The organism is Mycobacterium sp. 852002-51057_SCH5723018, from assembly GCF_001667035.1.
Taxonomy (GTDB): Bacteria; Actinomycetota; Actinomycetes; order Mycobacteriales; family Mycobacteriaceae; genus Mycobacterium.
In genome coordinates this window covers 106,142-130,827 of the sequence record NZ_LZIR01000059.1, presented here as the reverse complement: position 1 = coordinate 130,827, position 24,686 = coordinate 106,142, and the positions used below count along the sequence as shown (strand labels likewise).

26 protein-coding genes and 1 riboswitch are annotated in these 24,686 nt (G+C 69.4%); of the genes, 7 read left to right on the top strand and 19 right to left on the bottom strand.

Features of this window, described 5'->3' with window-relative positions:
* Nucleotides 1–246: 246 nt before the first annotated feature.
* Nucleotides 247–1,164, bottom strand: a complete 918-nt coding sequence (locus tag A5764_RS12445; RefSeq protein WP_255361078.1) for an alpha/beta hydrolase — start codon at nucleotides 1,162–1,164, stop codon at nucleotides 247–249.
* A 181-nt stretch (nucleotides 1,165–1,345) separates the two neighbouring features.
* Between A5764_RS12445 and A5764_RS12440 the strand changes: the two genes are divergently transcribed.
* Nucleotides 1,346–2,269, top strand: coding sequence for an alpha/beta hydrolase (locus A5764_RS12440; protein WP_067113743.1), 924 nt, complete (start codon nucleotides 1,346–1,348; stop codon nucleotides 2,267–2,269).
* A 563-nt stretch (nucleotides 2,270–2,832) separates the two neighbouring features.
* Here the strand turns inward: A5764_RS12440 and A5764_RS29370 are convergent.
* A complete protein-coding gene (locus A5764_RS29370; protein WP_067113741.1) occupies nucleotides 2,833–3,024 on the bottom strand; it encodes a hypothetical protein in 192 nt (63 codons plus the stop codon).
* Here A5764_RS29370 and A5764_RS27445 point away from each other — a divergent pair.
* On the top strand, nucleotides 2,944–3,447 hold the full coding sequence (locus tag A5764_RS27445; RefSeq protein ID WP_231989692.1) for a CGNR zinc finger domain-containing protein: 504 nt from the start codon (nucleotides 2,944–2,946) through the stop codon (nucleotides 3,445–3,447). The genes A5764_RS29370 and A5764_RS27445 overlap by 81 nt on opposite strands.
* A gap of 14 nt (nucleotides 3,448–3,461) precedes the next feature.
* Here A5764_RS27445 and A5764_RS12430 read toward each other — a convergent pair whose 3' ends face one another.
* The 3 genes from A5764_RS12430 to A5764_RS12420 all read right to left on the bottom strand — a co-directional run bounded on the left by A5764_RS12430 (nucleotide 3,462) and on the right by A5764_RS12420 (nucleotide 5,020).
* Nucleotides 3,462–3,947: a peroxynitrite isomerase gene (locus A5764_RS12430; RefSeq protein WP_067113739.1), complete on the bottom strand. Its 486-nt coding sequence runs from the start codon at nucleotides 3,945–3,947 to the stop codon at nucleotides 3,462–3,464.
* Between the two features lie 10 nt (nucleotides 3,948–3,957).
* Entirely contained in the window at nucleotides 3,958–4,437 is a 480-nt protein-coding gene (gene nrdR / locus A5764_RS12425; RefSeq protein WP_067113737.1) for a transcriptional regulator NrdR, read from the bottom strand.
* Nucleotides 4,438–4,516: 79 nt separating this feature from the next.
* A complete protein-coding gene (locus A5764_RS12420) occupies nucleotides 4,517–5,020 on the bottom strand; it encodes a LysM peptidoglycan-binding domain-containing protein (RefSeq protein WP_067113735.1) in 504 nt (167 codons plus the stop codon).
* A 292-nt stretch (nucleotides 5,021–5,312) separates the two neighbouring features.
* Between A5764_RS12420 and lexA the strand changes: the two genes are divergently transcribed.
* Nucleotides 5,313–6,017 (top strand): transcriptional repressor LexA, encoded by a 705-nt coding sequence (lexA, locus tag A5764_RS12415; protein ID WP_067113734.1) that lies wholly within the window; start codon nucleotides 5,313–5,315, stop codon nucleotides 6,015–6,017.
* Nucleotides 6,018–6,025: 8 nt separating this feature from the next.
* Here the strand turns inward: lexA and A5764_RS12410 are convergent, their stop codons facing one another.
* The 7 genes from A5764_RS12410 to A5764_RS12380 all read right to left on the bottom strand — a co-directional run bounded on the left by A5764_RS12410 (nucleotide 6,026) and on the right by A5764_RS12380 (nucleotide 15,047).
* A complete protein-coding gene (locus tag A5764_RS12410; RefSeq protein WP_369807310.1) occupies nucleotides 6,026–8,299 on the bottom strand; it encodes a hypothetical protein in 2,274 nt (757 codons plus the stop codon).
* A 435-nt stretch (nucleotides 8,300–8,734) separates the two neighbouring features.
* Nucleotides 8,735–9,895, bottom strand: coding sequence for an acyl-CoA dehydrogenase family protein (locus A5764_RS12405; protein ID WP_067113730.1), 1,161 nt, complete (start codon nucleotides 9,893–9,895; stop codon nucleotides 8,735–8,737).
* A 101-nt stretch (nucleotides 9,896–9,996) separates the two neighbouring features.
* Nucleotides 9,997–11,433 (bottom strand): GTPase HflX, encoded by a 1,437-nt coding sequence (hflX, locus tag A5764_RS12400; protein ID WP_067113728.1) that lies wholly within the window; start codon nucleotides 11,431–11,433, stop codon nucleotides 9,997–9,999.
* A 46-nt stretch (nucleotides 11,434–11,479) separates the two neighbouring features.
* Nucleotides 11,480–12,352 (bottom strand): diaminopimelate epimerase, encoded by an 873-nt coding sequence (gene dapF, locus A5764_RS12395; RefSeq protein ID WP_067113726.1) that lies wholly within the window; start codon nucleotides 12,350–12,352, stop codon nucleotides 11,480–11,482.
* Between the two features lie 57 nt (nucleotides 12,353–12,409).
* Nucleotides 12,410–13,366 (bottom strand): tRNA (adenosine(37)-N6)-dimethylallyltransferase MiaA, encoded by a 957-nt coding sequence (gene miaA / locus A5764_RS12390; protein ID WP_067113724.1) that lies wholly within the window; start codon nucleotides 13,364–13,366, stop codon nucleotides 12,410–12,412.
* Nucleotides 13,363–14,055 carry a hypothetical protein gene (locus A5764_RS12385; RefSeq protein ID WP_067113723.1) on the bottom strand — a complete coding sequence of 231 codons (693 nt, stop codon included), beginning with the start codon at nucleotides 14,053–14,055 and terminating at the stop codon, nucleotides 13,363–13,365. Before A5764_RS12385 ends, miaA begins: the two co-directional genes overlap by 4 nt.
* A gap of 32 nt (nucleotides 14,056–14,087) precedes the next feature.
* Nucleotides 14,088–15,047: a DMT family transporter gene (locus tag A5764_RS12380; protein WP_067113721.1), complete on the bottom strand. Its 960-nt coding sequence runs from the start codon at nucleotides 15,045–15,047 to the stop codon at nucleotides 14,088–14,090.
* 445 nt (nucleotides 15,048–15,492) lie between these two features.
* Between A5764_RS12380 and A5764_RS12375 the strand changes: the two genes are divergently transcribed.
* On the top strand, nucleotides 15,493–16,830 hold the full coding sequence (locus A5764_RS12375; RefSeq protein WP_067113719.1) for a DUF349 domain-containing protein: 1,338 nt from the start codon (nucleotides 15,493–15,495) through the stop codon (nucleotides 16,828–16,830).
* On the opposite strand, the gene A5764_RS12370 is transcribed toward A5764_RS12375, so the two are convergent.
* The 4 genes from A5764_RS12370 to recA are packed head-to-tail and all read right to left on the bottom strand — an operon-like array spanning nucleotide 16,827 to nucleotide 20,515.
* A complete protein-coding gene (locus A5764_RS12370; protein ID WP_067113717.1) occupies nucleotides 16,827–17,423 on the bottom strand; it encodes a hypothetical protein in 597 nt (198 codons plus the stop codon). The two genes, A5764_RS12375 and A5764_RS12370, sit on opposite strands and share 4 nt — an antisense overlap.
* Entirely contained in the window at nucleotides 17,411–18,934 is a 1,524-nt protein-coding gene (gene miaB / locus A5764_RS12365; protein ID WP_067113715.1) for a tRNA (N6-isopentenyl adenosine(37)-C2)-methylthiotransferase MiaB, read from the bottom strand. The genes A5764_RS12370 and miaB overlap by 13 nt, the downstream gene beginning before the upstream one ends.
* A gap of 53 nt (nucleotides 18,935–18,987) precedes the next feature.
* Nucleotides 18,988–19,509, bottom strand: a complete 522-nt coding sequence (recX, locus tag A5764_RS12360) for a recombination regulator RecX (RefSeq protein WP_067113712.1) — start codon at nucleotides 19,507–19,509, stop codon at nucleotides 18,988–18,990.
* Nucleotides 19,475–20,515 carry a recombinase RecA gene (gene recA, locus A5764_RS12355; protein ID WP_067113710.1) on the bottom strand — a complete coding sequence of 347 codons (1,041 nt, stop codon included), beginning with the start codon at nucleotides 20,513–20,515 and terminating at the stop codon, nucleotides 19,475–19,477. Before recA ends, recX begins: the two co-directional genes overlap by 35 nt.
* Before the next feature lie 174 nt (nucleotides 20,516–20,689).
* Nucleotides 20,690–20,825: riboswitch (cobalamin riboswitch) on the top strand.
* A gap of 37 nt (nucleotides 20,826–20,862) precedes the next feature.
* Here recA and A5764_RS12350 point away from each other — a divergent pair.
* Nucleotides 20,863–21,540, top strand: a complete 678-nt coding sequence (locus A5764_RS12350) for a (2Fe-2S)-binding protein (RefSeq protein ID WP_067113708.1) — start codon at nucleotides 20,863–20,865, stop codon at nucleotides 21,538–21,540.
* Between the two features lie 3 nt (nucleotides 21,541–21,543).
* Here A5764_RS12350 and A5764_RS12345 read toward each other — a convergent pair whose 3' ends face one another.
* Together A5764_RS12345 and A5764_RS12340 are read right to left on the bottom strand one after the other, a co-directional pair.
* Nucleotides 21,544–21,750 carry a DUF3046 domain-containing protein gene (locus tag A5764_RS12345; RefSeq protein WP_197501344.1) on the bottom strand — a complete coding sequence of 69 codons (207 nt, stop codon included), beginning with the start codon at nucleotides 21,748–21,750 and terminating at the stop codon, nucleotides 21,544–21,546.
* A gap of 22 nt (nucleotides 21,751–21,772) precedes the next feature.
* A complete protein-coding gene (locus tag A5764_RS12340) occupies nucleotides 21,773–22,939 on the bottom strand; it encodes a glycosyltransferase (protein ID WP_067113703.1) in 1,167 nt (388 codons plus the stop codon).
* 59 nt (nucleotides 22,940–22,998) lie between these two features.
* Here A5764_RS12340 and A5764_RS12335 point away from each other — a divergent pair, with 59 nt between their 5' ends.
* Together A5764_RS12335 and A5764_RS12330 are read left to right on the top strand one after the other, a co-directional pair.
* Nucleotides 22,999–23,430 carry a limonene-1,2-epoxide hydrolase gene (locus tag A5764_RS12335; protein WP_067113701.1) on the top strand — a complete coding sequence of 144 codons (432 nt, stop codon included), beginning with the start codon at nucleotides 22,999–23,001 and terminating at the stop codon, nucleotides 23,428–23,430.
* A gap of 14 nt (nucleotides 23,431–23,444) precedes the next feature.
* Nucleotides 23,445–23,864, top strand: a complete 420-nt coding sequence (locus A5764_RS12330) for a DUF5313 domain-containing protein (protein WP_067113780.1) — start codon at nucleotides 23,445–23,447, stop codon at nucleotides 23,862–23,864.
* Here the strand turns inward: A5764_RS12330 and A5764_RS12325 are convergent.
* Nucleotides 23,861–24,679, bottom strand: coding sequence for a hypothetical protein (locus A5764_RS12325; RefSeq protein ID WP_067113699.1), 819 nt, complete (start codon nucleotides 24,677–24,679; stop codon nucleotides 23,861–23,863). The two genes, A5764_RS12330 and A5764_RS12325, sit on opposite strands and share 4 nt — an antisense overlap.
* Nucleotides 24,680–24,686: the final 7 nt, after the last annotated feature.

Here is a 24,686-nt window from a genome sequence, read left to right as displayed (position 1 = left end):
AGGAGAAGCGCGCGTCGAACAACCCAATTTGTTGAAATGCGCGGTGATTCCGGCGTTCTGTTACCCCGACCGTGAGGCCAAAACCCAGGGCTGAGCGTGCGGTCGGGCCATGCACCCTGCATGACACCGGGGACCATGATGGCCGGCCGCTCGACCCGGACGGGGTCAACCCCTCACGGTCGGGGTAACAGAACGCCGGAATCACCGCGCATTTCAACAAATTGGGTTGTTCGACGCGCGCTTCTCCTAGCCAAGGTGCGTTGCAAACCAGTCCCGCGCGGCCCCCGCCGCCAGCTTGAACCCGTCACCGGTGTACGCCGCGAAGTGACCGCCCGACACGAAGACGATCTTCTTTGGTTCGGCCGCGGTCTGGTACGCGGCCGCCGCCAGGCTCCCACCTGTCAAGCCGTCCTCGCGCCCGACGATCATGAGCAGCGGCGTCGGAGTGATGTCGGGCAGGTAGGGCGCCGGTTCGTACCCGTAGAAGTTGTCCAGGCTGCGCAACGACACCTCGTTCGGCCACTGCGGATCCAAAGTGGTGCGCGCCTCGGTGAAGAAGGCGTAGGCGTCCGAGGTGGGCAGGCCCACCAGCGTGGCCGGATCCGCCCCTACGACTGGCACCATCTCCGCCGGGCTGCCGCGAGCGCGAGCTCGCCGGTCCGCGGTGAACCGCTCCGGGCCGACCACCTGATTGTTCACCCGGACAAGGTTGGCATAGGTAGCCCGGCCGCTGATGAACGGCGCCTGGCCGCAAACGGCTTGAACTCGCCTGTCGATCGCGGCCACAACGAACGCGTGCGCCGCCGAGAAGCTCGTACCCCAGACGCCGATGCGATCGGGGTCGACTTCGGATCGGTTCTGCGCAAAAGTGATCGCATGTTGGTAATCGCGGACCTGCTCCCAAGGGTCGACTTCGTGACGTGGCTTGCCGGGCGCCGTCCCCGACTCGCCCCAGCCCCGATGGTCGAAGACCACCACGCATAGTCCCGCCGCCGCGAACACCTCGGCGAACTTGTCGAGGTGCATCTTCTTCGTTGACGTCCATCCGTGCGCCATGACCACACAAGGACTCGCCATGCCCGCTCGGCGGTCTCGCCGCCCGGGGTACCACCACGCGTGGAGAGTGGCTCCTTCGGCATCGATCGTGACGTCCTGACGCAGCACTCCTCATCACCCCTCGAAATAGTCTGCAACCAAGACGTTTTCACAATGTGTCTAATGCCGTCCAATACCGAATCGGGATAGTCCGCCATACCTCGCAGGTATGAACGACTAGAGCTGGCCACGGGATAGAACACGTTATATAGTGGTCGTGATCCTATAAACTACGACGAACGGCAGTTGGATGGCAAGCAAGCAGGCGGTTGATTTCGCAGATTTTCTGGCAGAGATCGCAAGGCGATCTTCGGATGCCAACTTTGGGCTTGAAACGATTCGTGATGTCACCGAGAACATTCATTTGGCAACGAAGGAACCCGAAGGCGTCACCTATGCCGAGGTGGACGCCGGCGGGGTTGAGGCCTTGTGGTGCATCCCCGTGGACGGCGACCCCGAATCAGTGCTGTTGCACACACATATGGGTGGCAGCGTGCTGATGTCGATGCATTCCGACCGGAAGGCAGCCGGCCACCTTGCGAAGGCGGCCGGCGCGCGCTCACTAGTACTGAACTACCGGCGTTCCCCGGAACACAAGTACCCGGCGCAAGTCGAAGACGTCGAAAGCGCCTACCGCTGGCTGCTCGACCAGGGCTACCGCCCCAACAAGATTGCCAGTGTCGGCCACTCGATCGGCGGCTATCTCGCAGTCGAACTTGCTCTGCGTCTGCGAGATCGCGGAGAGGCACTACCCGGTGCCGTTTTGTCCATTTCTCCGTGGACGGACGTCACGCTATCGGGGGATTCCATCAAAGCCAACGCCGAGCGGGACAAGCTGCTCACGCCGGCGTTGCTCGAGCTGTTCCGGTCATGCTGGCTCGACGGAACCGGGGTGGAATTCACCGACCCGCGGGTGCACCTGCTGGCAGCCGACTTGTCGGGATTGCCTCCCATTGCGGTGTACTACGGCGAGCACGAACTGCTCGCCTCGGACGCCGTCGCTTTCTCCCAAAAGGCAAGGGATGCGGGCAACGACGTCATCGTTCGGCGGGTTAAGGAGGGCCAGCATTCCTTCATCATGGGAGCCGGCCGCGTTGACGAGGTGGACCGCGCCATCGCGGAAATGGGCCGCTGGCTGCACCTAACGCTAGGCCTTAAAACGGCGGCGGCCTAGCAGCGGCCACTCGACTGATCATGGTCTGACCACGGCCACGGCGGCCCAGCAGCTCACGGAGCCAGGTGTGCAGCCGCGTCCAGGTGCCAGATGCTCGGCGCGCATGTCGATTACTGCCCCTGGTTATCCGTCAGGCATTGGAGGTAACCGTAGAAACCGTTGCGGCCGTGCGCGGTTCGTGCCCCACACCTGTGATTGCATCGATATGGGTTCGCCGGTAACAGCGAGCCGTCGTGAAGTCCTTGAGTTACGGTGAACCGCAAAATTTTTCGACGCATCTTGTAGATATCGATAAGGATTCCGAAACAATGATCAGGAGAGCTTCGTGGACACTATGTTGGAACCGCGGCACGATCACGATGTCATCGTGTGCGGTGCTGGGCCGTCAGGGTCGGTGATCGCCGGTCGCTTGGCCGAAGATTCCTACATCAAGGTCTTACAGTTGGAGGCCAGCGGCAGCGCTGGCGTAACACCGTGACAAGACAAGTCAGCGGCCTTCGAACCTTGGCGGCGAATATGATTGGGGTCACCTGCGCGGCGCTGCGCTCGGCAACGCGATGCCTTCACAACCTTTTGAGTCCCAGCGGGGCAGATTCGGGGTCGCGCCCGGCGGCCTGGTTTTGGTTCAGCAATTCCTCAACACCGCCCCCGTCCAGGGGTACTGCACCGATCTGTTGGCCGACGTCGACCTGGCAGCAGAATGGTGCGCCGGTGCGGTGTCCAAATGGGTGAAGCTGCGAGATGTCGATGCTCAACCGCCGTCACTAAATGCAGCGGATCTGGCGCAACTGCGGGACCTGCGCGACGCGATTGCGAAAGTGGTTAACAATAGGTCACCGGATAGGCGACAGATGCGCTGTGTCAGCTCCGTTTACGGAGCGTTCTCGTTGTCCAACTCCGGTGTGCTCCGGACGGAGCCAACCGGCAGCGGCTGGCGTTGGCTGGCATCTGCCCTGTTCAGCGAGATCTGCCTCAGTCAGCGGGACGACACGTGGAAACGGATCAAGCAATGCCATAAATCCCTATGCGGGACAACATTTTACGACCGCTCGAGGAACAATAGCGGGAGGTGGTGCAACGTGAAGACATGTGGGAACGCGGCGAACCTGCGAGCATCTCGGGCGCGGCGGCGCGAACGTCAGCGCGCCGCCCCACACGACGACCGGAAGCCGGATTGACTTCCCCGCCGCGCTCAGCCCTGGCGGTGCAGCACGGCCACCAGGTGGTCCTGCAGGGGTTGTCCCACGCCACCCATGCGCAGCGTGTAGGACAGCTCGTCGCCGTCGATGCGTAGCGAACGGCCAAGGGCGGTAACCTCTTTGGCGCTCGGGGCCAGCCCGATCGCCGTACTCGACAGCTCCACGTCGATGCGGCCGCCGGCCAGCGTGTACGTGCCGGTCTCGATCTCGGTGATGCCGTTCGGGTGGGCGACGATCAGCTCCACGGCGCCCGGGTGGGGCACGCGGAAATATCCCGTTTCGCCGTGCAAGGGCCGGCCGTCGGCGACCGCCTTGGTCTTTTGCGAGTAGGTCAGGAACGGCTTGCCGACATGGGCGAAGACGACTTCCTCGACATACTCGAACGGCTGGATCGTCGGGTAGAAGCCAGAGCCGCGGCCGGCCCATGTCCCCAGCAGCGGTGCCAGCGCCTCCAGATCGGGATGCAAGTCGGGCGGCATGACCGCCAGCCTAGCGAGTGGCCGGCTCCGGATCCGTCGGCGCTTTGCGGTGCGCGCGCAGCGCCTCGATCTCGCGCTCGAAGTCCTCGGCGGACGAAAACGACCGGTACACCGAGGCGAACCGCAGGTAGGCCACCTCGTCGAGGTCGCGTAGCGGGCCGAGGATGGCCAGGCCGACCTCGTGGCTGGGCACCTCGGGCGACCCGGCGGCGCGCACCGTGTCTTCCACTTGCTGCGCAAGCATATTCAGCGCGTCCTCGTCCACCTGGCGGCCCTGGCAGGCCCGGCGGACACCCTTGATGACCTTCTCCCGGCTGAACGGTTCGGTGACGCCGCTGCGCTTGACGACGGCGAGCACCGCGGTCTCCACGGTGGTGAAACGCCGTCCGCATTCGGGACACGACCGGCGGCGCCGAATGGCCTGGCCCTCATCGGTTTCCCTCGAGTCGATCACCCGGGAATCGGGATGACGGCAGAACGGACAGTGCATGACCGCTCCTTTGCCGTGCCGACATACGGGTTCGCCGAACACCCCGAGCGTACCCGTGCGCCCACCCGCGCGGGCAACGTCAGCCGACCGGCGCGATCAGGGTCTGGCCCGCCACCACCCCCGGTGAGCTCAGGTCGTTGAGCTCGCGGATGCGGTCGGCGACCTGGCGCGCCGGCGCGTCCGGCGCCACCCGGTGCGCGACGTCCTGCAGCGACTCCCCCGGCTCAACCCGCACCACGGCCAGCCGGTCCGGTACCGGGGCGGCCGACCCCGCGGTGTCGCCGTTGACCGCCTGGCCGAGGTTGGCGACGAGGCCCAGCCACAGGGTGATCAGGCCGGCGGCCAGGGCCAGGCCCAACGTCGTCGCCACCGTGACGGGACGCCGGCGATGCGGCGCGACGGACATCGCGACGCCGGTGCCGTGGTAGCGCGGCGGCGCGACCGCAGGCCGGGACGGGCCCGGCCTGCGGGAGCGGGCCAGGCCATCGCGGCCCGGACGAAGACCTTGCACCGGTCCGCTGGGGAACGAGCCCGGGCGCCGAACGCTGCCGGTACGCGGCGCGGCTGTGTGGATGATTGTCATCTGCGTTCCTCCGGTCAACTAGTTCTCGCTCGCATGTTCGACCATAGTCGCTCGTGTGTTCGAAGTCCGAACATTTGAGCGAAGCGTGTCGCACGAGCAAAACGCTAGGGCACCTCACCGACAAGTTCGCCGGTGCAACAACTGACATGGGGTTGAAGTACCCGATGCGCCGAAGAGTTACACGCTTGTTATTCGGATGAGTTCTAGGCCCGTCCGGCGGGCCCGGCGGCGCCGCGACACGCCAGTCGAACACATGTTTGATTCTCGGGCACGGTGCGGCTACATTCGGTGCATGAGCGACAGCAACGACACCTCATCGGCCGGCCCGGCCGGCCGGTTGCATTCCACGGATTCATCGCTGACCGAACGGCAGCGCACCATCTTGAGCGTCATCCGCGCGTCGGTCACCAGCCGCGGCTACCCGCCGAGCATCCGGGAAATCGGTGACGCCGTCGGACTGACCTCGACCTCCTCGGTGGCCCACCAGTTGCGCACCCTGGAGCGCAAGGGCTACCTGCGCCGCGACCCGAACCGCCCCCGGGCCGTCGACGTCCGCGGCGCCGACGAAGCAGGCGCGCCGGCGGCGCCGGTCACCGAGGTCGCCGGGTCGGACGCCCTGCCGGAGCCCACCTACGTTCCCGTCCTCGGGCGGATCGCGGCCGGCGGGCCGATCCTGGCCGAAGAGGCCGTCGAGGACGTCTTCCCGCTGCCGCGCGAGCTGGTCGGCGAGGGCACGCTGTTTCTGCTCAAGGTGGTGGGCGACTCGATGGTCGAGGCCGCGATCTGTGACGGCGACTGGGTCGTCGTGCGGCAGCAGCACGTCGCCGACAACGGCGACATCGTCGCGGCCATGATCGACGGAGAGGCCACCGTCAAGACGTTCAAGCGCGCCGGCGGTCAGGTGTGGCTGATGCCGCACAACCCCGCGTTCGACCCGATACCGGGCAACGACGCGACCGTGCTCGGCAAGGTCGTCACGGTGATCCGCAAGGTCTAGCGCCGCGCTCAGTCGGCCTTGATGAAGCCGTTCGCCTGCGCGACTTCCTCGCTGGACAGCCAGATTTCGGCGAGCGTGTCGTGGTACAGCTCGCTGCCCGGGGTGTAATACAGGCCGAACCGGGCGCTGGCCTTGATCGGATACCCGTCGGGCGCCTGGTAGGGGTCGTCCAGCGGCAGGTGGATCGTGGGTCGCCCCGCGGGGCCGGGTCCCGCGCCGGCCGCTTCGGGCCCTGCTTCGGCGTCGGCGGCCGCGTGCCGGCCGGTTCTGGGCTCGCCGTCCGGGACGGCTTCGGCGAGCTCGCCGTCGGACACCTCCGCCTCCGGGGCGGCGGCCTCGGAGTACGTGACATCCGGGTGGGCGACGTCCGGGTAGGCCTCCTCCGGTTCGGCCACTACCGGGACGCCCGCGTCACGGTAGGCGGCATCGGGAGGGGTGCGCGGGACGACGACGTCGCGATACTCGGCATACTCGGCATACTCGGCGTCCTCAAAGGCGTCCTCGGAGACGGCCTCCGGGTAGTCCGCCTCCGCGTAGTCGGCCTCCTCGGGCACATCGGCATAGCCGGCCTCGGCCAGGGCGGCCTGCGAGACGACGGGGATGGAATCGGTGTCCACCGCGTCGGGGTCTTCCTCTTCGGTGCCTCGCTCGTCGAAATGGCTTGCGCCCTCGTCCAATTCGTGCGGCGCTTCGGCCCGGTAGTCCCCCGGTTGGGCATCCTCCGCCAGGTCTGCGGCAAACGCGGCCCCGCGGCCCCAGCTGACCCGCCCGGCGTCGGTCGGCGGCTGGTCTTCGAGCTGGTGCGCGTCGCCGAACTGGAGGTGCTCGGTGGCCCCCTCGGCGTCGTCGCGGGCCCAATGCCCGTCGTCCGCGGGTTCGTAACCGGCGTCCACGTCGTGCTCGGGCTGGTAGCCGTCGGTGCCCCGGCGGGCGCTGCGCCGCCGGCGCCATCCCATCGCCACCAGTGCCGACAGCACGATCAGCACCAGCACCGGGACGGCGGCAAGCAGCCACCACCAGTGCCAGGTGAACTTCTTGCCGTGGGAGGGCATCGCGGCCGTGCTCGGCTGGTTCTGTCCGGACACCTGAAGGCCGGACAGCAACGGCGCCAGGTTCGACGGGTCGGTGGCGAAAGTGTTCTTCGCCCGGTTCCAGGAGACCTTGCCGCCGGTGAACTGCTGGGAAACCACGTCGCCGTCCACGGCCTGGTCGCCGACCGGGGCGCCCAGCTTGCCGGCCGGACCGCGGAGCTTGTCCCACGCGGCCTTCATGGCGCCGCGCACGACGAACGCGCCGTGGTCGGGGGTCCAGAAGATCACCGGCTTGTCGGCGGCGGAGAACGTGGCGACCCGGCTGGATCGTCCGAAGCCGCCGTCGGACTCGTTGGCGATGGGGAACCCGAGGTCGCTGCCGACGGGGCCGCCCAGGGACTCGTATTTGGCCAGGACGTCGCTTTCGAGCGCGTTCGCGCCGGTGGCCGGGGTGAAGAACACCTTGCCGCCGGTGAAGTTCTGGGCGACGCCGTCGCCGCCGATGGGATACGTTCCGCCCTGCCTGGCGCCCAGCGGGCCGCTCGCCCCGCCGGCAGCGCGCCATGCCATGTTGATGGCCGCGGCCGGATCGACCGCCACCTGCAGGCCCTTCAGCTGGTCGCCCAGGGCCGCGGGGTTGGTGGTGAACTCCTTGGTCTTGCGGTTCCAGGAGATCTCGCCGCCGCTGAACTTCTGCGACGTGAGGTCGCCGTCGTAGGTTGCGTCGGCCGCCGGAGCGCCCAGGACGCCGCCCGAGCTGCCCAGCTTGTCCCACGCGGTGTTGAGGGCGCCCCGCACGACGAACGCGCCGTGGTCGGGCGTCCAGAAAATCACCGGCTTGTCGCTGGCCGAGAAGGTGGCGACGCGGCTGTCGGGTCCCGCCAAGCCGGGCACCTCGTTGATACTCGGGAAGCCCAGATCGCTGGTGGCCGGACCGCCCTGCGACTCGTATTTGTCCAGGATCGGCCCGTAGAGGAACTTGGCGCCGGTCTCGGTGGTGTAAAACATCTTGCCGCCGTCAAAGTCCAGGGCGAACCCGTCACCGGCCGGGTAGACATCGCCCTTCCTGGCGCCGAGCGGTGAGGTGTCGCCGCCTGCCTTGTCCCACGCGGCCATCATCGCGGCCTCGGCGTCGCCGATCGGAGACGCCGAGACTGCCGGGGCCAGCAACGCGGCGGCCACCACCGTTGTCGCCATGCTGAGCAGGGCGCGCCCCACCAGCTTGCGCATTCGACCTCTCTGCCCGTTCACCCAGCCTCCCAGCCGACGCATTGGCCCCTATCTTCGGCCATGCCCGCACCCTGCAGACCCTGCGCGCCGGTCGTAACCCCGCCGCGGGAAATTACCCCGTGGCAAACCGAATTATCGCCGGGCGCGCATAACTTTGCTCCTGCCGACGATAAATGCGAAGTCAAATCACGAATAGTGCGGAAACGGAGACCGCGCCGATGTCGAAATGATGCCGGACCACGCCCGTATCGAGACCGGCTCCGCCATCGCCGGCCCGGAACGGCACAAATGCCGCCGCGTGACAAAGCCGCGGTGTCGACATACTTCGAACGCATGTGCCGACGTTAACCGAAGACGTTAGCTGAGTGGCGATCTACCCGGCGAAAACGCCGAATTGCGCCATTCTTTTTCTCCCGGCCGCCGCGGCATCGTTTGCGCCACTGCGGGATTGTGCCGTCAAACCCCCAGGCTGCGGCCGATGATCTCCTTCATGATCTCGGTGGTGCCGCCGTAGATCGTCTGCACCCGGGCGTCCAGATACGCTCGCGCGACAGGGTATTCGCGCATGTAGCCGTAGCCTCCGTGCAGTTGCAGGCAGCGGTCGATCAGCTGCACCTGTTTCTCGGTGGAGTACCACTTGGCCATGGCGGCCTGTTCGGCGGTCAGCCTGTGGTCCAGGTGCAGGCGGACGAACTCGTCGACCATCATCCGCACCAGGGTGGCCTCGGTGGCCAGCTCGGCGAGGACGAAACGGCTGTTCTGGAAGCTGCCGATCGGCTTGCCAAAGGCCTTGCGCTCCTTGGTGTATTGCAGCGTGTGCTCCAGCACCTGTTCCATCGCCGCGGCCGCCATGATGGCGATCGAGATCCGTTCCTGCGGCAGGTTCTGCATGAGGTAGATGAACCCCAGACCCTGCTCGCCGAGCAGGTTTTCGGCCGGCACGTGCACGTCGGTGAACGACAGCTCGGCGGTGTCCTGCGCGTCCAGCCCGATCTTGTCCAGGTGCCGGCCGCGTTCGAAGCCCTCCATGCCGCGTTCGACCACGAGCAGCGAAAAGCCCTGCGCGCCCTTGTCGGGGTCGGTCTGCGCGACGACGATCACCAGATCGGAGTTGATTCCGTTGGTGATGAACGTCTTTGAGCCGTTCAGCACGTAGTGATCGCCCTGCTTGACGGCGCGGGTCTTGATGCCCTGCAGGTCGCTGCCGGTGCCCGGCTCGGTCATCGCGATCGCGGTGATCAGCTCGCCGGTGCAGAACTTGGGCAGCCAGCGCTGCTTTTGCTCTTCGGTGGCCAAGGCCAGCAGGTAGGGGGCGACGATGTCGTTGTGCAGGCCGAAACCGATCCCGCTGTAGCGCCCGGCGGTGGTCTCCTCGGTGATGATCGTGTTGTACCGGAAGTCGGAGTTGCCGCCGCCGCCGTACTCTTCGGGCACCGCCATGCCCAAAAAGCCCTGCTTGCCCGCCTCGAGCCAGACTCCGCGGTCGACGATCTTGGCCTTCTCCCACTCGTCGTGATAGGGCGCGACGTGGCGGTCGAGGAAGCCGCGGTAGGACTCGCGGAACAAGTCGTGCTCCGGCTCGAACAGCGTGCGCTGGTATTTGATGGCCGTGCTCATGAACAACCTCCGCTGACCTCCGGCGAACGTGACCTCTGGCGCCCAACATATACCAACCAGACGGTTGGTTGGCAGGTGGCTGGGTCGGCCGGCGAGGCGATTCAGCGGGCGGCGAACTCCCGCAGGCTGGCGGCCAGGGCGACGGGGACGCGGGCCCTGATCCGCGTGCCGTCGGCGTTGTGCTCCTCCTGCTGGACACGGCCCCCGGCGTGCAGGCGGGCCACCAGGTCCCCGCGGTCATAGGGGATCACCACGTCCACGGCGGTGTCGGTGGGCGCGGCGAGTTCGGTCATGCGCCGCCGCAGCGCGTCGATCCCCTCGCCGGTGTGGGCGGAGACGAACATCGCCCCGGGCAGCCCGTGACGAAGCTTGGCCAGCGTCAGATCGCTTGCGGCGTCGACCTTGTTGACCACCAGCAGCTCCGGCGGCGCGGCGGCGTTATGGTCGGCGATCTCCGCGAAGATCTCCGTGATCACCTGGCGCACCGCGTTGATCTGGGCCACCGGGTTGGCGTCGGAGCCGTCGACCACGTGCACCAGCAGGTCGGCGTCGACGACCTCTTCCAGCGTCGAGCGGAACGCCTCGACCAGCTGGGTGGGCAGGTGCCGGACGAACCCGACGGTGTCGGTGAGCACGCACGGGCGCCCGTCTTCCAATTCGGCCCGCCGGGTGGTGGGTTCCAGGGTGGCGAACAGCGCGTCCTGGACCAGCACGCCGGCCCCGGTGAGCGCGTTCAGCAGGCTGGACTTGCCCGCGTTGGTGTAGCCGACGATGGCGATGGAGGGCATATCGCTGTGCAGGCGGCGGCTGCGCTGGGTGTCACGGGCCTGCTTCATGTCCTTGATGTCGCGGCGCAGCCTGGACATCCGTTCGCGGATGCGGCGGCGGTCGGTCTCGATCTTGGTCTCACCGGGACCGCGCAGGCCCACCCCGCCGCCGCTGCCGCCGGCGCGGCCGCCGGCCTGCCGGGACATCGACTCACCCCAGCCACGCAGCCGCGGGAGCATGTACTCCATCTGGGCCAACGACACCTGCGCCTTGCCCTCCCTGCTGGTGGCGTGCTGGGCGAAGATGTCGAGGATCAGCGCGGTGCGGTCGATGACCTTGACCTTGACCGCCTTTTCCAGCGCGGTGAGCTGCGCGGGGGAAAGCTCACCGTCGCAGATGACGGTGTCGGCGCCGGTCGCGACGACCACCTGGCGCAGCTCGGCGGCCTTGCCCGAGCCGATGTAGGTCGACGGGTCGGGCCGGTCGCGGCGCTGGATGAGCCCTTCGAGGACCTGGGAGCCGGCGGTTTCGGCCAGGGCCGCGAGCTCGGCCATGCTGGCCCGGTTGTCGGCGGCGCTGCCCTCGGTCCACACGCCCACCAGGACAACGCGTTCCAGCCGCAGCTGGCGGTATTCGACCTCGGAGACGTCGGCCAGTTCGGTGGACAGCCCGGCGACCCGGCGCAGCGCCGATCGGTCTTCGAGGGCGAGCTCACCGGCGCTTGGCTCCGTGAGCGGATGAGCTTCGTTGAGAGATTCGGGATATGTCATAGGCAATTAGCAATAGTGCACGCGAAATCGGTGTCGCGCACGTGATTTAACGCTGCTGGGCGCGCCACCATTCCTCGCTGATCTCGCCGCGGGCGACCAGGACCGACGGTCCGCGCAGGTAGCTGGTGGCGTCGGTGATGGTGACGACGACGTCGCCGCCGGGCACGCGCACGGTGAGCGTGCCGGTGTCGGCGCCGGTCTCGGCGAGCGCGGCGACCGCGCCGGCGACCGTCCCGGTGCCGCAGGAGCGGGTTTCGCCGACCCCGCGCTCGTGGACCCGCATCCGCACCGAACCCGCGGCCGGTGCCGTGAGCACCTCGACGTTGACGCCGTCGGGGAACTGCGCGGCGTCGAATTGCACCGGCGCCGCCACGTCCAGGGCCGCGAGTTCCTCGCCGCTCAGCCGCGCGTCCACGCAGGCCAGGTGCGGGTTGCCCACGTCGACCGCCAGGCCGGTGAACCGCCTGCCGCCGACTATCGCCTGCCCGGCGCCCAGCCGGTTGGCCTTGCCCATGTCGACGGTGACGTCGGCGTCGGTGTCCCCGGCGCGGTGCAGGGTGACCGGCCGCGGCCCGGCCAGCGACCCGACGACGAACTCGTCGCGGGACTCCAGCCCGCTGGCGCGCAGGTAGTGGGCGAACACCCGCACGCCGTTGCCGCACATCTGCGCGGTCGACCCGTCGGCGTTGCGGTAGTCCATGTACCAGTCGTCCGCGCCGACGCCGTCGGGCAGGCGCTCGAGCACGCCGGCCGTCGCGGCGGCGCCCGCGGTGGTGATCCGCAGCACCCCGTCGGCGCCCAACCCCCGGCGCCGGTCGCACAGCGCGGCCACCCGGTCGGGGGAGAGCGCCAGCTCGGCGGCGAGGTCGGGCAGCAGCACGAAGTCGTTCTCGGTGCCGTGGCCCTTGGCGAAAATCAAGTGCGCCGCTCCTCAATCCCGGCTGCGCCGGCATCATCGTCGTCGGCGATCACCTGTTCAGCCTACGTGCTGCCAGGCCCGCAACACGTCGTCGACGAGGCGGGCGCGGTCGGCCGCGGCTGCTGAGGCGTCGAGCCAGCGCACCCGGTGATCCCGGCGAAACCACGACCGCTGCCGCCGCACGTAGCGCCGGGTGCCCACATACGTCTGCTCCCGCGCGTCGCGCAGCTCGTCGTCCCCGCCGCCGGCGTCGAGCGCGGCCAGCACCTGCGCGTAGCCCAGCGCGCGCGAAGCAGTGACCCCCTCACGCAGGCCTCGACGCAGCAGGCCGCGGACCTCCTCGACCAGGCCCTGATCGAACATCGCGTCGGTGCGCCGCGCCAGCCGCTCGTCGAGAAGCGTTGTGTCGCAGTCTAATCCGACGATCGCGGTGCCCCAGCGCGGGGCGCCGATGCGCGGCGCCGACGCGGCGAACGGCCGGCCGGTCAGCTCGACGACCTCCAGGGCGCGCACCGTGCGCCGGCCGTCGGTGGGCAGGATCGCGGCGGCCGCCGCCGGGTCGCGGCGGGCCAGCTCGGCGTGCAGCTCGCCCACCCCGACCTCGGCGAGGCGCCGCTCCCAGCGCGCCCGCACCTCGGGATCGGTCGCGGGAAACGACCAGTCGTCCAGCAGGGCTTGGACGTAGAGCATCGAGCCGCCCACGATCACCGGGACCGCGCCCCGGGCGGCGATCGCTTCGATGTCCGCGGCGGCGGCCCGCTGATAGCGGGCGACGGTGGCGGTCTCGGTGACGTCCAGGACGTCGAGCTGATGATGGGCAATGCCGCGGCGCGCTTCGACGGGCAGCTTGGCGGTGCCGATGTCCATGCCGCGATAGAGCTGCATGGCGTCGGCGTTCACGATCTCTACCTCGATGCCGAGCCGCTCGACCCGTTCGGCAAAGTCGAGCGCCAGTTGCGACTTGCCAGTCCCGGTGGGGCCGATGATCGCGAGCGGCCGCCCGGTTCGTTTCATGGCTGCCAGGCGCCGGCGAAGTAGCCCACGCCGTACGGCGCCCCCCGGTAGAGCTCTTTGGCCGTTCGCGGCCCCGGCTCGGCCAGCCCGGCCAGCACCTGGAACGCGACCCGCCCCAGGATCTGCGGCGGGAGCCCGGTCAGCGCGGCGACATCGCCGTTGGCCAGCGCGTCGTCGAGGGCCAGCTGCGCGTCGGCGTCGCCGGGGTGGTGGTCGCCGGGGGCGGCCGGTGTCAGGGTGTTGGCGCCGTCGGCCACCACCAGCACGCCGACCGGATCCGGCGCCCGGTCGATCTCGGCGCGCAGCCGCCTGCCCAGGGCCAGCGCGGCGCGGGCGTCGTAGTCGCCGCGGTAGACGCGCATCTGCACGCTGGCTTCGGGTTGGGCCTGGCCGCGCACCCAGGCGGCCAGCAGCGCGCAGACGGGGAACTCGACGGGGTCGTGGGCCCGCGGCGACAGGTGGACCCGCACGTCCACGCCGAAGCCGGCGAAGGTGCCGCTGGAGTGGGGGCTGTCGGGGTCGATGACGAGGTCCGCCGGCCCGGCGCCGACGGCGATCCAGCGCGGCGGCAGCAGGGCCGCCGCGGCCAGCACCGCGGCGTTCAGGTCGGCCACCTCGGCGGCGGCCGCCCCGGCGAGCTCGGGGACGAGCAGCGGCGCGGAGGGAACGATCGCGATGGCGCCCAGCACGCCACCAAACTAACGACAGTCGAAACGCGGTGTCAGCCCGGCCGCACCGGGCTCTGAGACACCGGTCCGTGGCCGGGCGGCTCCTGCGCACCGATGGCGTCCGCCGACTGGACCACGTCTCGCCCCGTCTCGGCGACTATCGCGGCGGCCTCGCCCCGGGCCAGCGCGACGGTCGCGATGATCACCAGGGCGATCGCCGAGACGAGGGCGATCGCCGCCGGACCGGTGGCCCCGAGCGTCTCACCGAGCACGGTAACCCCGAGCACGCCGGCCACCACCGGCTTGGCCACGGTCATGGTCGGCAGCGACGCGGTCAGCGCGCCGGCACGGAAGGCGGACTGCTGGAAGATCATTCCGCACAGGGCCACCACCAACCACGGATAGAACTCGGGTGCCCGCACCACGGCCCCCAGGCCGTTCTCGGCCACCTCGACGACGCCCTTGGTCAGCACCGCAAACAGCGCCAGCGACGAACCGGCCACCACCGCCAGCAGCACCGCCGCGACTGGACGACCGGACCAGATCCGCGCCGCCACTACGCACACCACCAGCACCGGGCCCAGCACGGCGGCGACGATGAGCCACGTTTGCAGCGACGCGCGCTGCTGCCCGGACGCCGGGTCTCCGACGGCGATGACCACCGCCAGCGCCGCGGCCAGCACGACGGCCCAGACCCACTCCCAACGCGTCACGCGCTGATGGGACAGCCGCGCGTAGATCGGCAAGGCGAACAGCAGCGCCGTCACCTGCAGCGCCGTCACCATCACCACCGAGCCCCAGGCCAGGGCCCCGGCCTGCAAGCTGTAATTGGTGATCGCCGCCAGGCCGCCCAGCCACCACTTTTTGTCGCGCAACGACATCCGGAACAGCTCGAGGTGGCCGACTTCCTTGTCCGTGATCTCGTGGGCCGAGCGCTGCCGGATCACATCGCCGACCGCCGAGGCCAGCGCCGCGCACAGGGCGATCAGCGCAGCGATGTCGACTTTCGACATCGGACCCCCTCACTCGACACCAGCGTTCCGTCCGCAAGCTGTGTGTCACGCATTGTTCGTTCGCAGTTCAACGACAACTGTAGTGCGGCAGCGCCGGTTCTCGACCGGCTTCCGCCCCGACGGCCCATCAATAGTGCGCCCCTGGCAAACCTTTGTACAGGCGCGCGGTCCGCCCTTGGCCCCACCCCGAACAGCAGTCGCGCCCCTCACGGTACCGGGGCGAGCGACGCCGACGCACGGCCGAAGCGACCGTGGAACCGAACTGTTATCGGCCCCGCGGCCCACGCGGTGACCGGCCCCGGGAATGGTAGGCGCGCGCCGCCCGCCAAGCTGCTTGAATACTGTGGGAACGATTTACTAGCGCCGTACCGGTGCCGCTTCGCGCGGCGGGCGCGCGGGACACCGGACCGCGCGAAAGTGTTGGCAGAAGGGTGGTGACGGAAGGATGACGGCCGACGAGCCGCGTGGCGGCGATCCACCCAAGCCGGCACCACGCCCCGGACCGCGTCCGGGTCCCCGGCCCGTGAGCGCGGGGCCGCGGCCCACCCCGTACGCGGTGGTGGCCCCCGCGCGCAGCGATCCGCACCGGTTTGGACGCGTCGACGACGACGGCACGGTATGGCTCATCAGCTCGGCCGGCGAGCGCGTCGTCGGGTCCTGGCAGGCCGGCGACCCTGAGGCGGCGTTCGCCCACTTCGGGCGCCGATTCGACGACCTGAGCACCGAGGTGACGCTCATGGAGGAGCGGCTGGCCTCGGGGACGGGCGACGCCCGCAAGATCAAGGCCCACGCGTCGGCGCTGGCCGAAACGTTGCCGACGGCGTCCGTGCTGGGCGACCTCGACGCGCTCGCGACCCGGTTGACCAGCCTCGTCGAGCACGCCGACGCGACGATCGCCGCAGACCGCTCCAAGCGCGAGGAGCATCGGGCCGCCCAGACCGCCCGCAAGGAGGCGCTGGCCGCCGAAGCCGAGGACCTGGCCGCCAACGCCACCCAATGGAAGGCCGCCGGCGACCGGCTCCGCGCGATCCTCGACGAGTGGAAGACGATCACCGGCCTGGACCGAAAAGTCGACGACGCGTTGTGGAAGCGCTATTCGGCGGCCCGGGACACGTTCAACCGGCGGCGGGGATCGCATTTCGCCGAATTGGACCGGGAGCGCTCAGGCGTACGCCAGTCGAAGGAACGCCTCTGCGAGCGCGCCGAGGAGTTGGCAGGTTCGACGGACTGGACCGCCACCAGCGCGGACTTCCGCAAGCTGCTCACCGAATGGAAGGCGGCGGGGCGGACGACCAGGGAGGTCGACGACGCCCTGTGGCGTCGCTTCAAGGCCGCCCAGGACTCGTTCTTCACCGCCCGCAACGCGGCGCACGCGGAAAAGGACGCCGAGCTGGCGGCCAACGCCACCGCCAAAGAGGCGCTGCTGGCCGAAGCGGAAAGGCTCGACACCAGCAACTTGGATGCGGCCAGGGCCGCGCTGCGGTCCATCGCCGACAAGTGGGACGCGATCGGGAGGGTGCCGCGGGAACGGTCCGCCGAGTTGGAGCGACGCCTGCGCGCGGTCGAGAAGAGGGTGCGCGACGCCGGTGACGCGGATTGGTCCGATCCCCAGGCCCAGGCCCGGGCCGAGCAGTTCCGGATTCGCGCCGAGCAGTACGAGCAGCAGGCCCGCAAGGCGGAGGCGGCCGGTCGGGCCAAGGAGGCCGAACAGGCCAAGGCCAACGCCGAACAGTGGCGGCAGTGGGCCGAGGCGGCCGCCGAGGCGCTGACTCGCCGACCCTAGTCTTCGGGCTTGTCCTGCTCGTCGGTGTGCAGGCTTTCCAGCAAAGTCTTCGACTGCTGCTGGGCGGCGACCCGGCGGCGCTGCTCCTCGGCGGCCAGTTGCACGACGGTGCGCGACCACACCACGCGCGCCCACTGAAACGTCAAGACCATCACGGTGATCCATGCGACGATCAGCCCGACCCCGGGTCCGGGATGCCCGACCGCCACGGTCTGGCGTGACCACACGGCCAACAACCCGGCGGCGGCCGCGATCCCCGAACCCGCCAGCGCGACCCACGCGAGCCCCCAGCGCCGGGTCAGCAACGCAAGCGTCGAGAAGCCCACGCCGAACACCAGCGCCAGCCAGGCGAACACCCGCGACGGCAGGGCCACCGCGGCGGCACCGGCCCCGTGGCTGGAAAACAGCACGTCCCATCCCCGCACCGCGCCGGTGTGGGGCAGGATGAACGAGCCCAGCAGCACGAACACCAGGATCGCGACCACGACGGCCCTTGGGCCGGGGTCGATTTCGCGGGCCACCCGGCGTTCGGCGTCGTCGATCTCGGTCCGTAGCGCGTCGAGGTCGGTGTGTTCTTTCTTCATCGGGCACATCCTTGGGATTCGAGCGGGTTGGCGGGCGGGCCGACGGTGGGCAGGCCAAGTCCGATGGTGCCCGGGCGCTGGCCGGCCGCGTGCGCGTCGCCCGCGCGCGTGCGGCGATGGGTCAGGACGCCCCCGTCCGCGATGAGGTGGTGCGGGGCGGCCTCGGTGACCACCGCGGTGACGATGTCGCCCGGCCGCACGTCCGTGTTCCCGGCTTCGTCGACGGCAAAGTGCACCAGCCGGCCGTCGCGTGCCCGGCCGGTTTTCCGCGCCGTGCGGGCGTCCTTGCGTCCCTCGCCGGTGGCGACCAGCAATTCGACGGTCCGCCCGATCAGCGCGCGGTTGCCGTCCAGCGAGATCTGCTCCTGCAGCTCGACCAGCCGCTCGTAGCGTTCCTGCACAACGGCTTTGGGCACCTGGCCGTCGAGTTCGGCGGCGGGCGTGCCGGGCCGCTTGGAGTACTGGAAGGTGAACGCCGCCGCGAACCGGGCCTTCCGCACCACATCGAGGGTCGCCGCGAAGTCGTCTTCGGTTTCGCCGGGGAATCCGACGATCAGGTCGGTGGTGATGGCCGCGTGCGGCATGGCCGCCCGAACCCGCTCGATGATGCCCAGATAGCGCTCGGCGCGGTAGGACCGCCGCATCGCGCGCAGCACCCGGTCGGATCCCGACTGCAGCGGCATGTGCAGGGCCGGGCAGACGTTCGGCGTCTGCGCCATCGCCTCGATGACGTCGCCGGTGAACTCGGCCGGGTGCGGTGAGGTGAACCGCACGCGTTCCAGCCCGTCGACGCGACCGCAGGCGCGCAGCAGCTCGGCGAACGCGCCCCGGTTGCGGGGCAGCGCCGGGTCGGCGAAGGACACCCCGTAGGCGTTGACGTTCTGGCCCAGCAGGGTGATTTCGAGCACGCCGTCGTCGACCAGCGACCGCACCTCGGCGAGGATGTCGGCCGGGCTGCGGTCGACCTCCTTGCCCCGCAGCGACGGGACGATGCAGAAGGTGCAGCTGTTGTTGCATCCGACGGAGATGGAAACCCATGCGGCGTAAGCGGATTCGCGGGCGCTCGGCAGCGACGACGGGAACTGCTGCAGCGCCTCGGCGATTTCAACTTGCGCGACCCTGTTGTGCCGGGCCCGGTCGAGCAGCGTGGGCAGCGATCCCAGGTTGTGGGTGCCGAAGACGACGTCGACCCACGGCGCCTTGCGCAACAGCGCCTCGCGGTCTTTTTGGGCCAGGCAGCCCCCGACCGCGATCTGCATGTCGGGGTTTCCGCGCTTGCGCGGAGCCAGGTGGCTGAGGTTGCCGTACAACTTGTTGTCGGCGTTCTCGCGGACGGCGCAGGTGTTGAACACCACCACGTCCGCGTCGGCACCGTCGGCCGCCCGCCGATAGCCGGCCGCCTCCAGCAGACCCGCCAGTCGCTCGGAGTCGTGGACGTTCATCTGACAGCCGTACGTGCGGACCTGGTAGGTGCGCGCCGATGCCGCCGCCGGGGCGGCAGCATCGTCTCGCGCCACCATGGAAGTCACGGGGCAATGCTACGGCGGGCGGGTCCCACGGGATGAACCCGCAGCTACACGCGGCGACGCTCCCGTTCGGCGGCCAGCTCGGCGAAGACGACCTCAGCCGCCAGGTTCGGGCTGTAGCCGCGGCGGGCCAGCATGCCCACCAGCCGGCGAGCCAGCCGCGTGTCGTCCCCGTTCAGGGCTTCCCGCCGCAGCTTGGCCCGCACCAACTGCTCGGCGCGGTCCCGCTCGGCGCCGGCGTCGATCCCGCCCAGCACCGCGGTGATCACGTCGTTGTCGACGCCCTTGGTGTGCAGCTCGGCGGCCAGGGCGCGCCTGCTTTTGCCGGCCTTCGCCCGCCGGGATCGCACCCACTGCTGCGCGAAGTCGGCGTCGTCGATCAGGCCGACGGCGGCCAGCCGGTCGAGCACCCGCTCCCGGACGTCGTCGGGGTAGCCGCGCTTGGACAGCTGGCCGGCCAACTCGGCGCGCGTGCGCGCTCTCGCGGTGAGCAGGCGCAGGCACAACGCCCGCGCCTGCTCTTCGCGGGAGGGCTCAGAAGTCGACTGGGGCGGGCAGGACGTCATCATCGGTCACGACCGCGCCAATGCCGAGCTTTTCCTTGATCTTTTTCTCGATCTCGTTGGCCACGTCGCCGTTTTCCATCAGGAAGTTGCGGACGTTCTCCTTGCCCTGGCCGAGCTGCTCGCCCTCGTAGGTGAACCAGGATCCGGACTTGCGGATGAAGCCCTGATCCACACCCATGTCGATCAGCGACCCCTCGCGGCTGATGCCCTTGCCGTAGAGGATGTCGAATTCGGCCTGCTTGAACGGCGGCGCCACCTTGTTCTTGACGACCTTGGCCCGGGTGCGGTTGCCGACCGCGTTGGTGCCGTCCTTGAGCGTCTCGATCCGGCGCACGTCCAAGCGCACCGACGCGTAGAACTTCAAAGCCTTTCCACCCGTGGTGGTTTCGGGGCTGCCGAACATCACCCCGATCTTTTCGCGGAGCTGGTTGATGAAGATCGCCGTGGTTCCCGAGTTGTTGAGCGCGCCCGTCATCTTCCGCAGCGCCTGGCTCATCAGCCGGGCCTGCAGGCCGACGTGGCTGTCGCCCATCTCGCCTTCGAGCTCCGCGCGCGGCACCAGGGCCGCCACCGAGTCGATGACCAGGATGTCCAGCGCGCCGGAGCGAATCAGCATGTCGGCGATCTCGAGGGCCTGCTCCCCGGTGTCGGGCTGGCTGACCAGCAGCGAATCGGTGTCCACGCCGAGTTTCTTGGCGTAGTCGGGGTCCAGGGCGTGCTCGGCGTCGATGAACGCCGCCACGCCGCCGGCGGCCTGGGCGTTGGCCACCGCGTGCAGCGCCACGGTGGTCTTTCCCGAGGACTCCGGGCCGTAGATCTCCACCACCCGGCCGCGCGGCAGGCCGCCGATGCCCAGGGCCACGTCCAGTGCGATGGATCCGGTCGGGATGATCGAGATCGGCTGACGCATCTCGTCGCCGAGACGCATCACCGATCCTTTGCCGTAGCTCTTTTCGATCTGGGCCATCGCCAGCTCGAGAGCCTTCTCGCGGTCGGGGGCTTGCGTCATGGTGCCTCTTCCTATCGTCGGTGTGTTCTTCTGACCGGTATCGGTCGATTGGCCGTGACACTAGGCGCGGGGTCCGACAAGTCGATCTCCGAACGTTCACCACAGTAGCCGAACACCTGTTCGATTCAAGTGGACACGCCGTTCGCGGGAAACCGCGTGTGGCAACATCGGCTCGACAGAAAAGGCGCCGACGGGGCCCTCTCAAGCCTGAGGAAACCGGTGTGAATCCGGTGCGGTCCCGCCACTGTGATCGGGATTGGGCACGTCCCAACCCGAGAGCCAGATACTCACCGTCGGCGCTTCCTCAACACAACTGGGGCGGATTTCCCCAGAGAGGGTGATTGCGCATGGACATCTCTGGTGAGCTGGCCGAAATATCTTCCTATAGAGGGTTTTTCGCGCTTACTTTGGGCGGTGACGCGGCGGGATGGCATCCGGTCCGGCAGTCCTACGCCGACGGCTTCACCGACCTGGTCGACGCCACGGCCCGCCGCTACCGCACCACGGACCTGCGCATCGGCGCCTCGCTGGTTCATCTCGGCCACGCCACCCGGCTGTGGTCCCCCGTGCTCGGGTGCGCGCTGGGCCACGGCGTCGTTCCGGACCTCAAGGACCTGCAACGCGCCGACGACGGGGCACGGCTGCGACTGCCCGAACCCGTCGGGCGGCCCTTCGACCCGTCTTCGGCCGACGTGCTGTATCGCCTCGTCGTCAAGCAGCACATGAAACCGCTCACCGCCGGGCTGCGGGTCAAGCTGGCCCCCGCGCTGCTGGCGGGCAACATCGCGTCCGCGCTGGTCGGGGCGTCGCGGGCGCTGCTCTCGGCGCGGCCCGACCTGCGCGCACCGATCCTGGAAATGACCGACGCCCTGCTCGACACCGGCATGCTGGCCGGCTCCGGCGTGATCACCGGCCCGCACCTGGACTTCAGGCGCCGCAGCTGCTGCCTGTTCTACCGCGTCCCCGGCAGGAACGTCTGCGGCGATTGCGTGTTCCGCCAAACCCGGCGGCCCCACCGCAGATGAGGCTCACCACTGTTCGCGCGGAACGTCGAAATCGACGCACAGCGCCCGCCAGACGTCGCGGGGCTCGATGCCGTCCTCGATCGCCTGGGCGGCGGTCCGGCCGCCAAAATCGCTGAGCACGTGATCCACCAACACCGACGCGCCGTACGCCGCGCCGAAGCGCAGGACAACCCGTTCGTTGAACTCCGTCAGCCGCACGTCAGCCAAGATACTGGGCTTGTCGGCGGGCCGGTTAGCCCGCGAGCGCCAGCGCGTCGTGGCAGACCCGCACCGGATCGGCGACGTCGGCGACGCTGGCGGAGGCCTTTTGCGCGGCCGCCCGGTACCCGGGCGACGACAGCACCTCATCCACCGCGGCGACCAGCGCGTCGGCGCTCAGCGGACGGATCAGCCGTCCACTCCCCTGGCGCACCACCCGGTTGGCCATCTCCCACTGATCGCCGCCGCCGGGCACCACCACCAGCGGCACCCCGGCCAGCAGCGTCTTGGCGACCATCCCGTGGCCGCCGCCGCAGATCACCAGGTCGGCCTGCGTCAGTAACTCGGACTGGCGTCCCAGCCCGGCCACCGCCCACGGCGGCAGCGCCAGCTCCGGCCCGGACAGGCGCGAGACCACCAGGCGCGATCCCGCCGGCAGCGTCTTCCCCGGCGTCAGGCAGCCCAGCGCGACCTCGGCCAGCCCGGCGGTCCCGGTCACCGCGGTCGAGGGCGCGATCACCACGACCGGCCCGGAGCCGGCCGGGATTTGCAGCACCCGATCGGTCGGCTCGAAGTGCAACGGGCCTACGACGACGGCCTCGTCGGGCCAGTCTGGGCGGGGAACCTCCAGGGCGGGCAGCGTGGCGATGAGGCGCCGCAGCGGTCCGGGGTCGACGGCGGGCAGCCCGATCTCGAGCCGAGCGGCGCCGCGCTGCTTGATGCCGGCGCGCCACGATCGTGCCGTCAGCGCCCGCATGGTGGTGTCGCGCAGCAGGCCGCGGAAGCCGACGCCCGGCGCCAGGCCGCTGCCTATCGGCGGCAGTCCCTTCGACGGCAGGTACAGCGGATGCGGGTTGAGCTCGATCCACGGGATGCCCAACAGCTCGGCGGCCATCCCGCCGCCGGCGGTGATGACGTCGGAGACCACCACGTCGGGCGCCAGCTCGCGCAGCGCGGGCACGTTGAGCTTCGCCATTCGGGCCGCGCGCCGGTGGATCCTGGCCCCGGCGTCGACGTCCTCGTCGGTCGCCACCAGCCCGTCCAGCCCCAGGGCGTCCACCCCTGCGTTGCGGGCGGCGCCGATCCACTCCTCGCCGGTGAACAGTGTGGGCTCGTCGCCCGCGTCGCGGAAGCGCCGGCACAGCGCGATGGCGGGGAACGAGTGCCCGGGATCCGGCCCGGCTACCACGGCGACGCGCATCGGCCCTACCCTGCCACAGCGCCGGACCGCCGCGCACAGCGATCGAATACGCTGGGAACATGACCGAGCTGACTGGCACAGGCGTGACGAACATCCGCACGGTCGAGGGATTCCTGAACGCCCTGCAAGATTCGGATCTGGAGGCCGCTGAGGCGGCGCTGGACGACAACCTGGTGTACGAGAACGTTGGCCTGCCGACCATCCACGGCCGCGCCAGAGCGATCAAGCTGTTCCGCAGGATGGAGGGCCGCGCCGGCTTCGAGGTGAAGATTCACCGCATCGCCGCCGACGGCGCCGCGGTGCTCACCGAACGCACCGACGCGCTGATCGTCGGGCCGCTGCGCCTGCAGTTCTGGGTGTGCGGCGTGTTCGAGGTGCACAACGGCCGAATCACGTTGTGGCGCGACTACTTTGACTTCTTCGACATGTTCAAGGCGACTCTGCGTGGCGTGGCGGCGCTGGCGCTGCCGTCGCTCAAGCCGACCTTTTAGGCCGGGTGACCGTCATGAGCGCCGACACGGTCCGCACCAAGCCCAACGCGTGGCAGTTCGTCCGCTACTGCGCCGGCGCCCGGCTACCCGACTCGATGCGCGATTGGGTGCGCAACGATCTGGCCGGCAAGGGCGCCACGCGCCGGATGATGGGCCGCGTCGCGGTTCCGGCCGTGCTCGTGCTGGTCCCGTTCTGGTTGATCCCGACGACCCTGGACGTCCACCTGAGCATGACGCTGCCGATCCTCATTCCGTTCGTCTACTTCTCGCACGCTCTGAACAAGGTGTGGCGGCGGCACATGCTGGCGGTGCACGGCCTGGACCCCGAGCTGGTCGAGGAACGCACCCGCGAGCGCGACGCTCACATCCACCGGGCGTACATCGAACGCTACGGCCCGCGGCCCGAAGACATCCCGCCGACGCGCGACACCTAACGCCGGGGCAGTCCGCCCAGTTCGTCGAACGCCTGCGCCCATCCCAGCAGGCGGTCGGTGGCGCCCACCAGCTCGGCGCGGTAGCGCTGCTGAGACGCCGCCAGCGCGCTGCCCGAATCGCCGCTGGCCGACGACACCAATTGCGCTGCGGCGGTGACCATTTCGTTGTACTGACGAACGCCGGCGCTCAACTGCGCGGTGAACGCGTTGATGGTGGGCACCAGATGGGACCGCGACGACTCGGAGTACTGCGCGGCCCGCTCCATCGACACCACTTCGGCGGCGGTGGCCGCCATCGCCGCCGAGGTCTTGGTGGCCGCCGCGGTCAGGTCACGGATTTCGTCGGCGGGCAGCATGTAGCCGCGTTCGATCACGCCCAACAACGAGGAGAAGCCGCGTTCCGAGGCGCCCAACGCGTACATCGCCGGCCGGGCGGCCGAGCCGGGCGGCGGCAGCCGGCGGGTGTTGGCCGGCCGCTGCGCCGGCAGCGGCTCCGACCGCAGCCAGCGGTACCGCAGCAACAGCAGCGTCGCCGGGATCGCCAGCACGACCGCGACCGCGCCGGTGACCTCCAGCAGCAACGCGAACCAGCCCCACGCCGCCAGCACCGCCGTCACCGCGATCCAAAACAGGCACCCCACACCGAAAATCACGCCCCAGCGCAGCGCGCGGCGTCGGCGGCGCAGCATCCGCGCCCGCGGATCCGCGGCCGCGCTGATCTTCCGGGCCACCAGGTCGGACAGGTCGGCTGCGGTGTCCAGCCCGCGCTGCAGCAGCGCGCGCAACGGCCCGCGCTGGGTCGCTCCTACCGTCATCGCTGTC

Coding starts and splice junctions, on each gene's coding strand:
- lexA (WP_067113734.1), top strand. CDS start 5,313: ATGAGCGACAGCAACGACACCTCATCGGCCGGCCCGGCCGGCCGGTTG.
- recX (WP_067113712.1), bottom strand. CDS start 19,509: ATGATGACGTCCTGCCCGCCCCAGTCGACTTCTGAGCCCTCCCGCGAA.
- A5764_RS12420 (WP_067113735.1), bottom strand. CDS start 5,020: ATGACAATCATCCACACAGCCGCGCCGCGTACCGGCAGCGTTCGGCGC.
- A5764_RS12350 (WP_067113708.1), top strand. CDS start 20,863: ATGGACATCTCTGGTGAGCTGGCCGAAATATCTTCCTATAGAGGGTTT.
- A5764_RS12335 (WP_067113701.1), top strand. CDS start 22,999: ATGACCGAGCTGACTGGCACAGGCGTGACGAACATCCGCACGGTCGAG.
- A5764_RS12330 (WP_067113780.1), top strand. CDS start 23,445: ATGAGCGCCGACACGGTCCGCACCAAGCCCAACGCGTGGCAGTTCGTC.
- nrdR (WP_067113737.1), bottom strand. CDS start 4,437: ATGCACTGTCCGTTCTGCCGTCATCCCGATTCCCGGGTGATCGACTCG.
- recA (WP_067113710.1), bottom strand. CDS start 20,515: ATGACGCAAGCCCCCGACCGCGAGAAGGCTCTCGAGCTGGCGATGGCC.
- A5764_RS12325 (WP_067113699.1), bottom strand. CDS start 24,679: ATGACGGTAGGAGCGACCCAGCGCGGGCCGTTGCGCGCGCTGCTGCAG.
- A5764_RS12440 (WP_067113743.1), top strand. CDS start 1,346: ATGGCAAGCAAGCAGGCGGTTGATTTCGCAGATTTTCTGGCAGAGATC.
- A5764_RS12430 (WP_067113739.1), bottom strand. CDS start 3,947: ATGCCGCCCGACTTGCATCCCGATCTGGAGGCGCTGGCACCGCTGCTG.
- A5764_RS12375 (WP_067113719.1), top strand. CDS start 15,493: ATGACGGCCGACGAGCCGCGTGGCGGCGATCCACCCAAGCCGGCACCA.
- A5764_RS12405 (WP_067113730.1), bottom strand. CDS start 9,895: ATGAGCACGGCCATCAAATACCAGCGCACGCTGTTCGAGCCGGAGCAC.
- A5764_RS12380 (WP_067113721.1), bottom strand. CDS start 15,047: ATGTCGAAAGTCGACATCGCTGCGCTGATCGCCCTGTGCGCGGCGCTG.
- miaB (WP_067113715.1), bottom strand. CDS start 18,934: ATGGTGGCGCGAGACGATGCTGCCGCCCCGGCGGCGGCATCGGCGCGC.
- A5764_RS12370 (WP_067113717.1), bottom strand. CDS start 17,423: ATGTGCCCGATGAAGAAAGAACACACCGACCTCGACGCGCTACGGACC.
- miaA (WP_067113724.1), bottom strand. CDS start 13,366: ATGAAACGAACCGGGCGGCCGCTCGCGATCATCGGCCCCACCGGGACT.
- hflX (WP_067113728.1), bottom strand. CDS start 11,433: ATGACATATCCCGAATCTCTCAACGAAGCTCATCCGCTCACGGAGCCA.
- A5764_RS12340 (WP_067113703.1), bottom strand. CDS start 22,939: ATGCGCGTCGCCGTGGTAGCCGGGCCGGATCCCGGGCACTCGTTCCCC.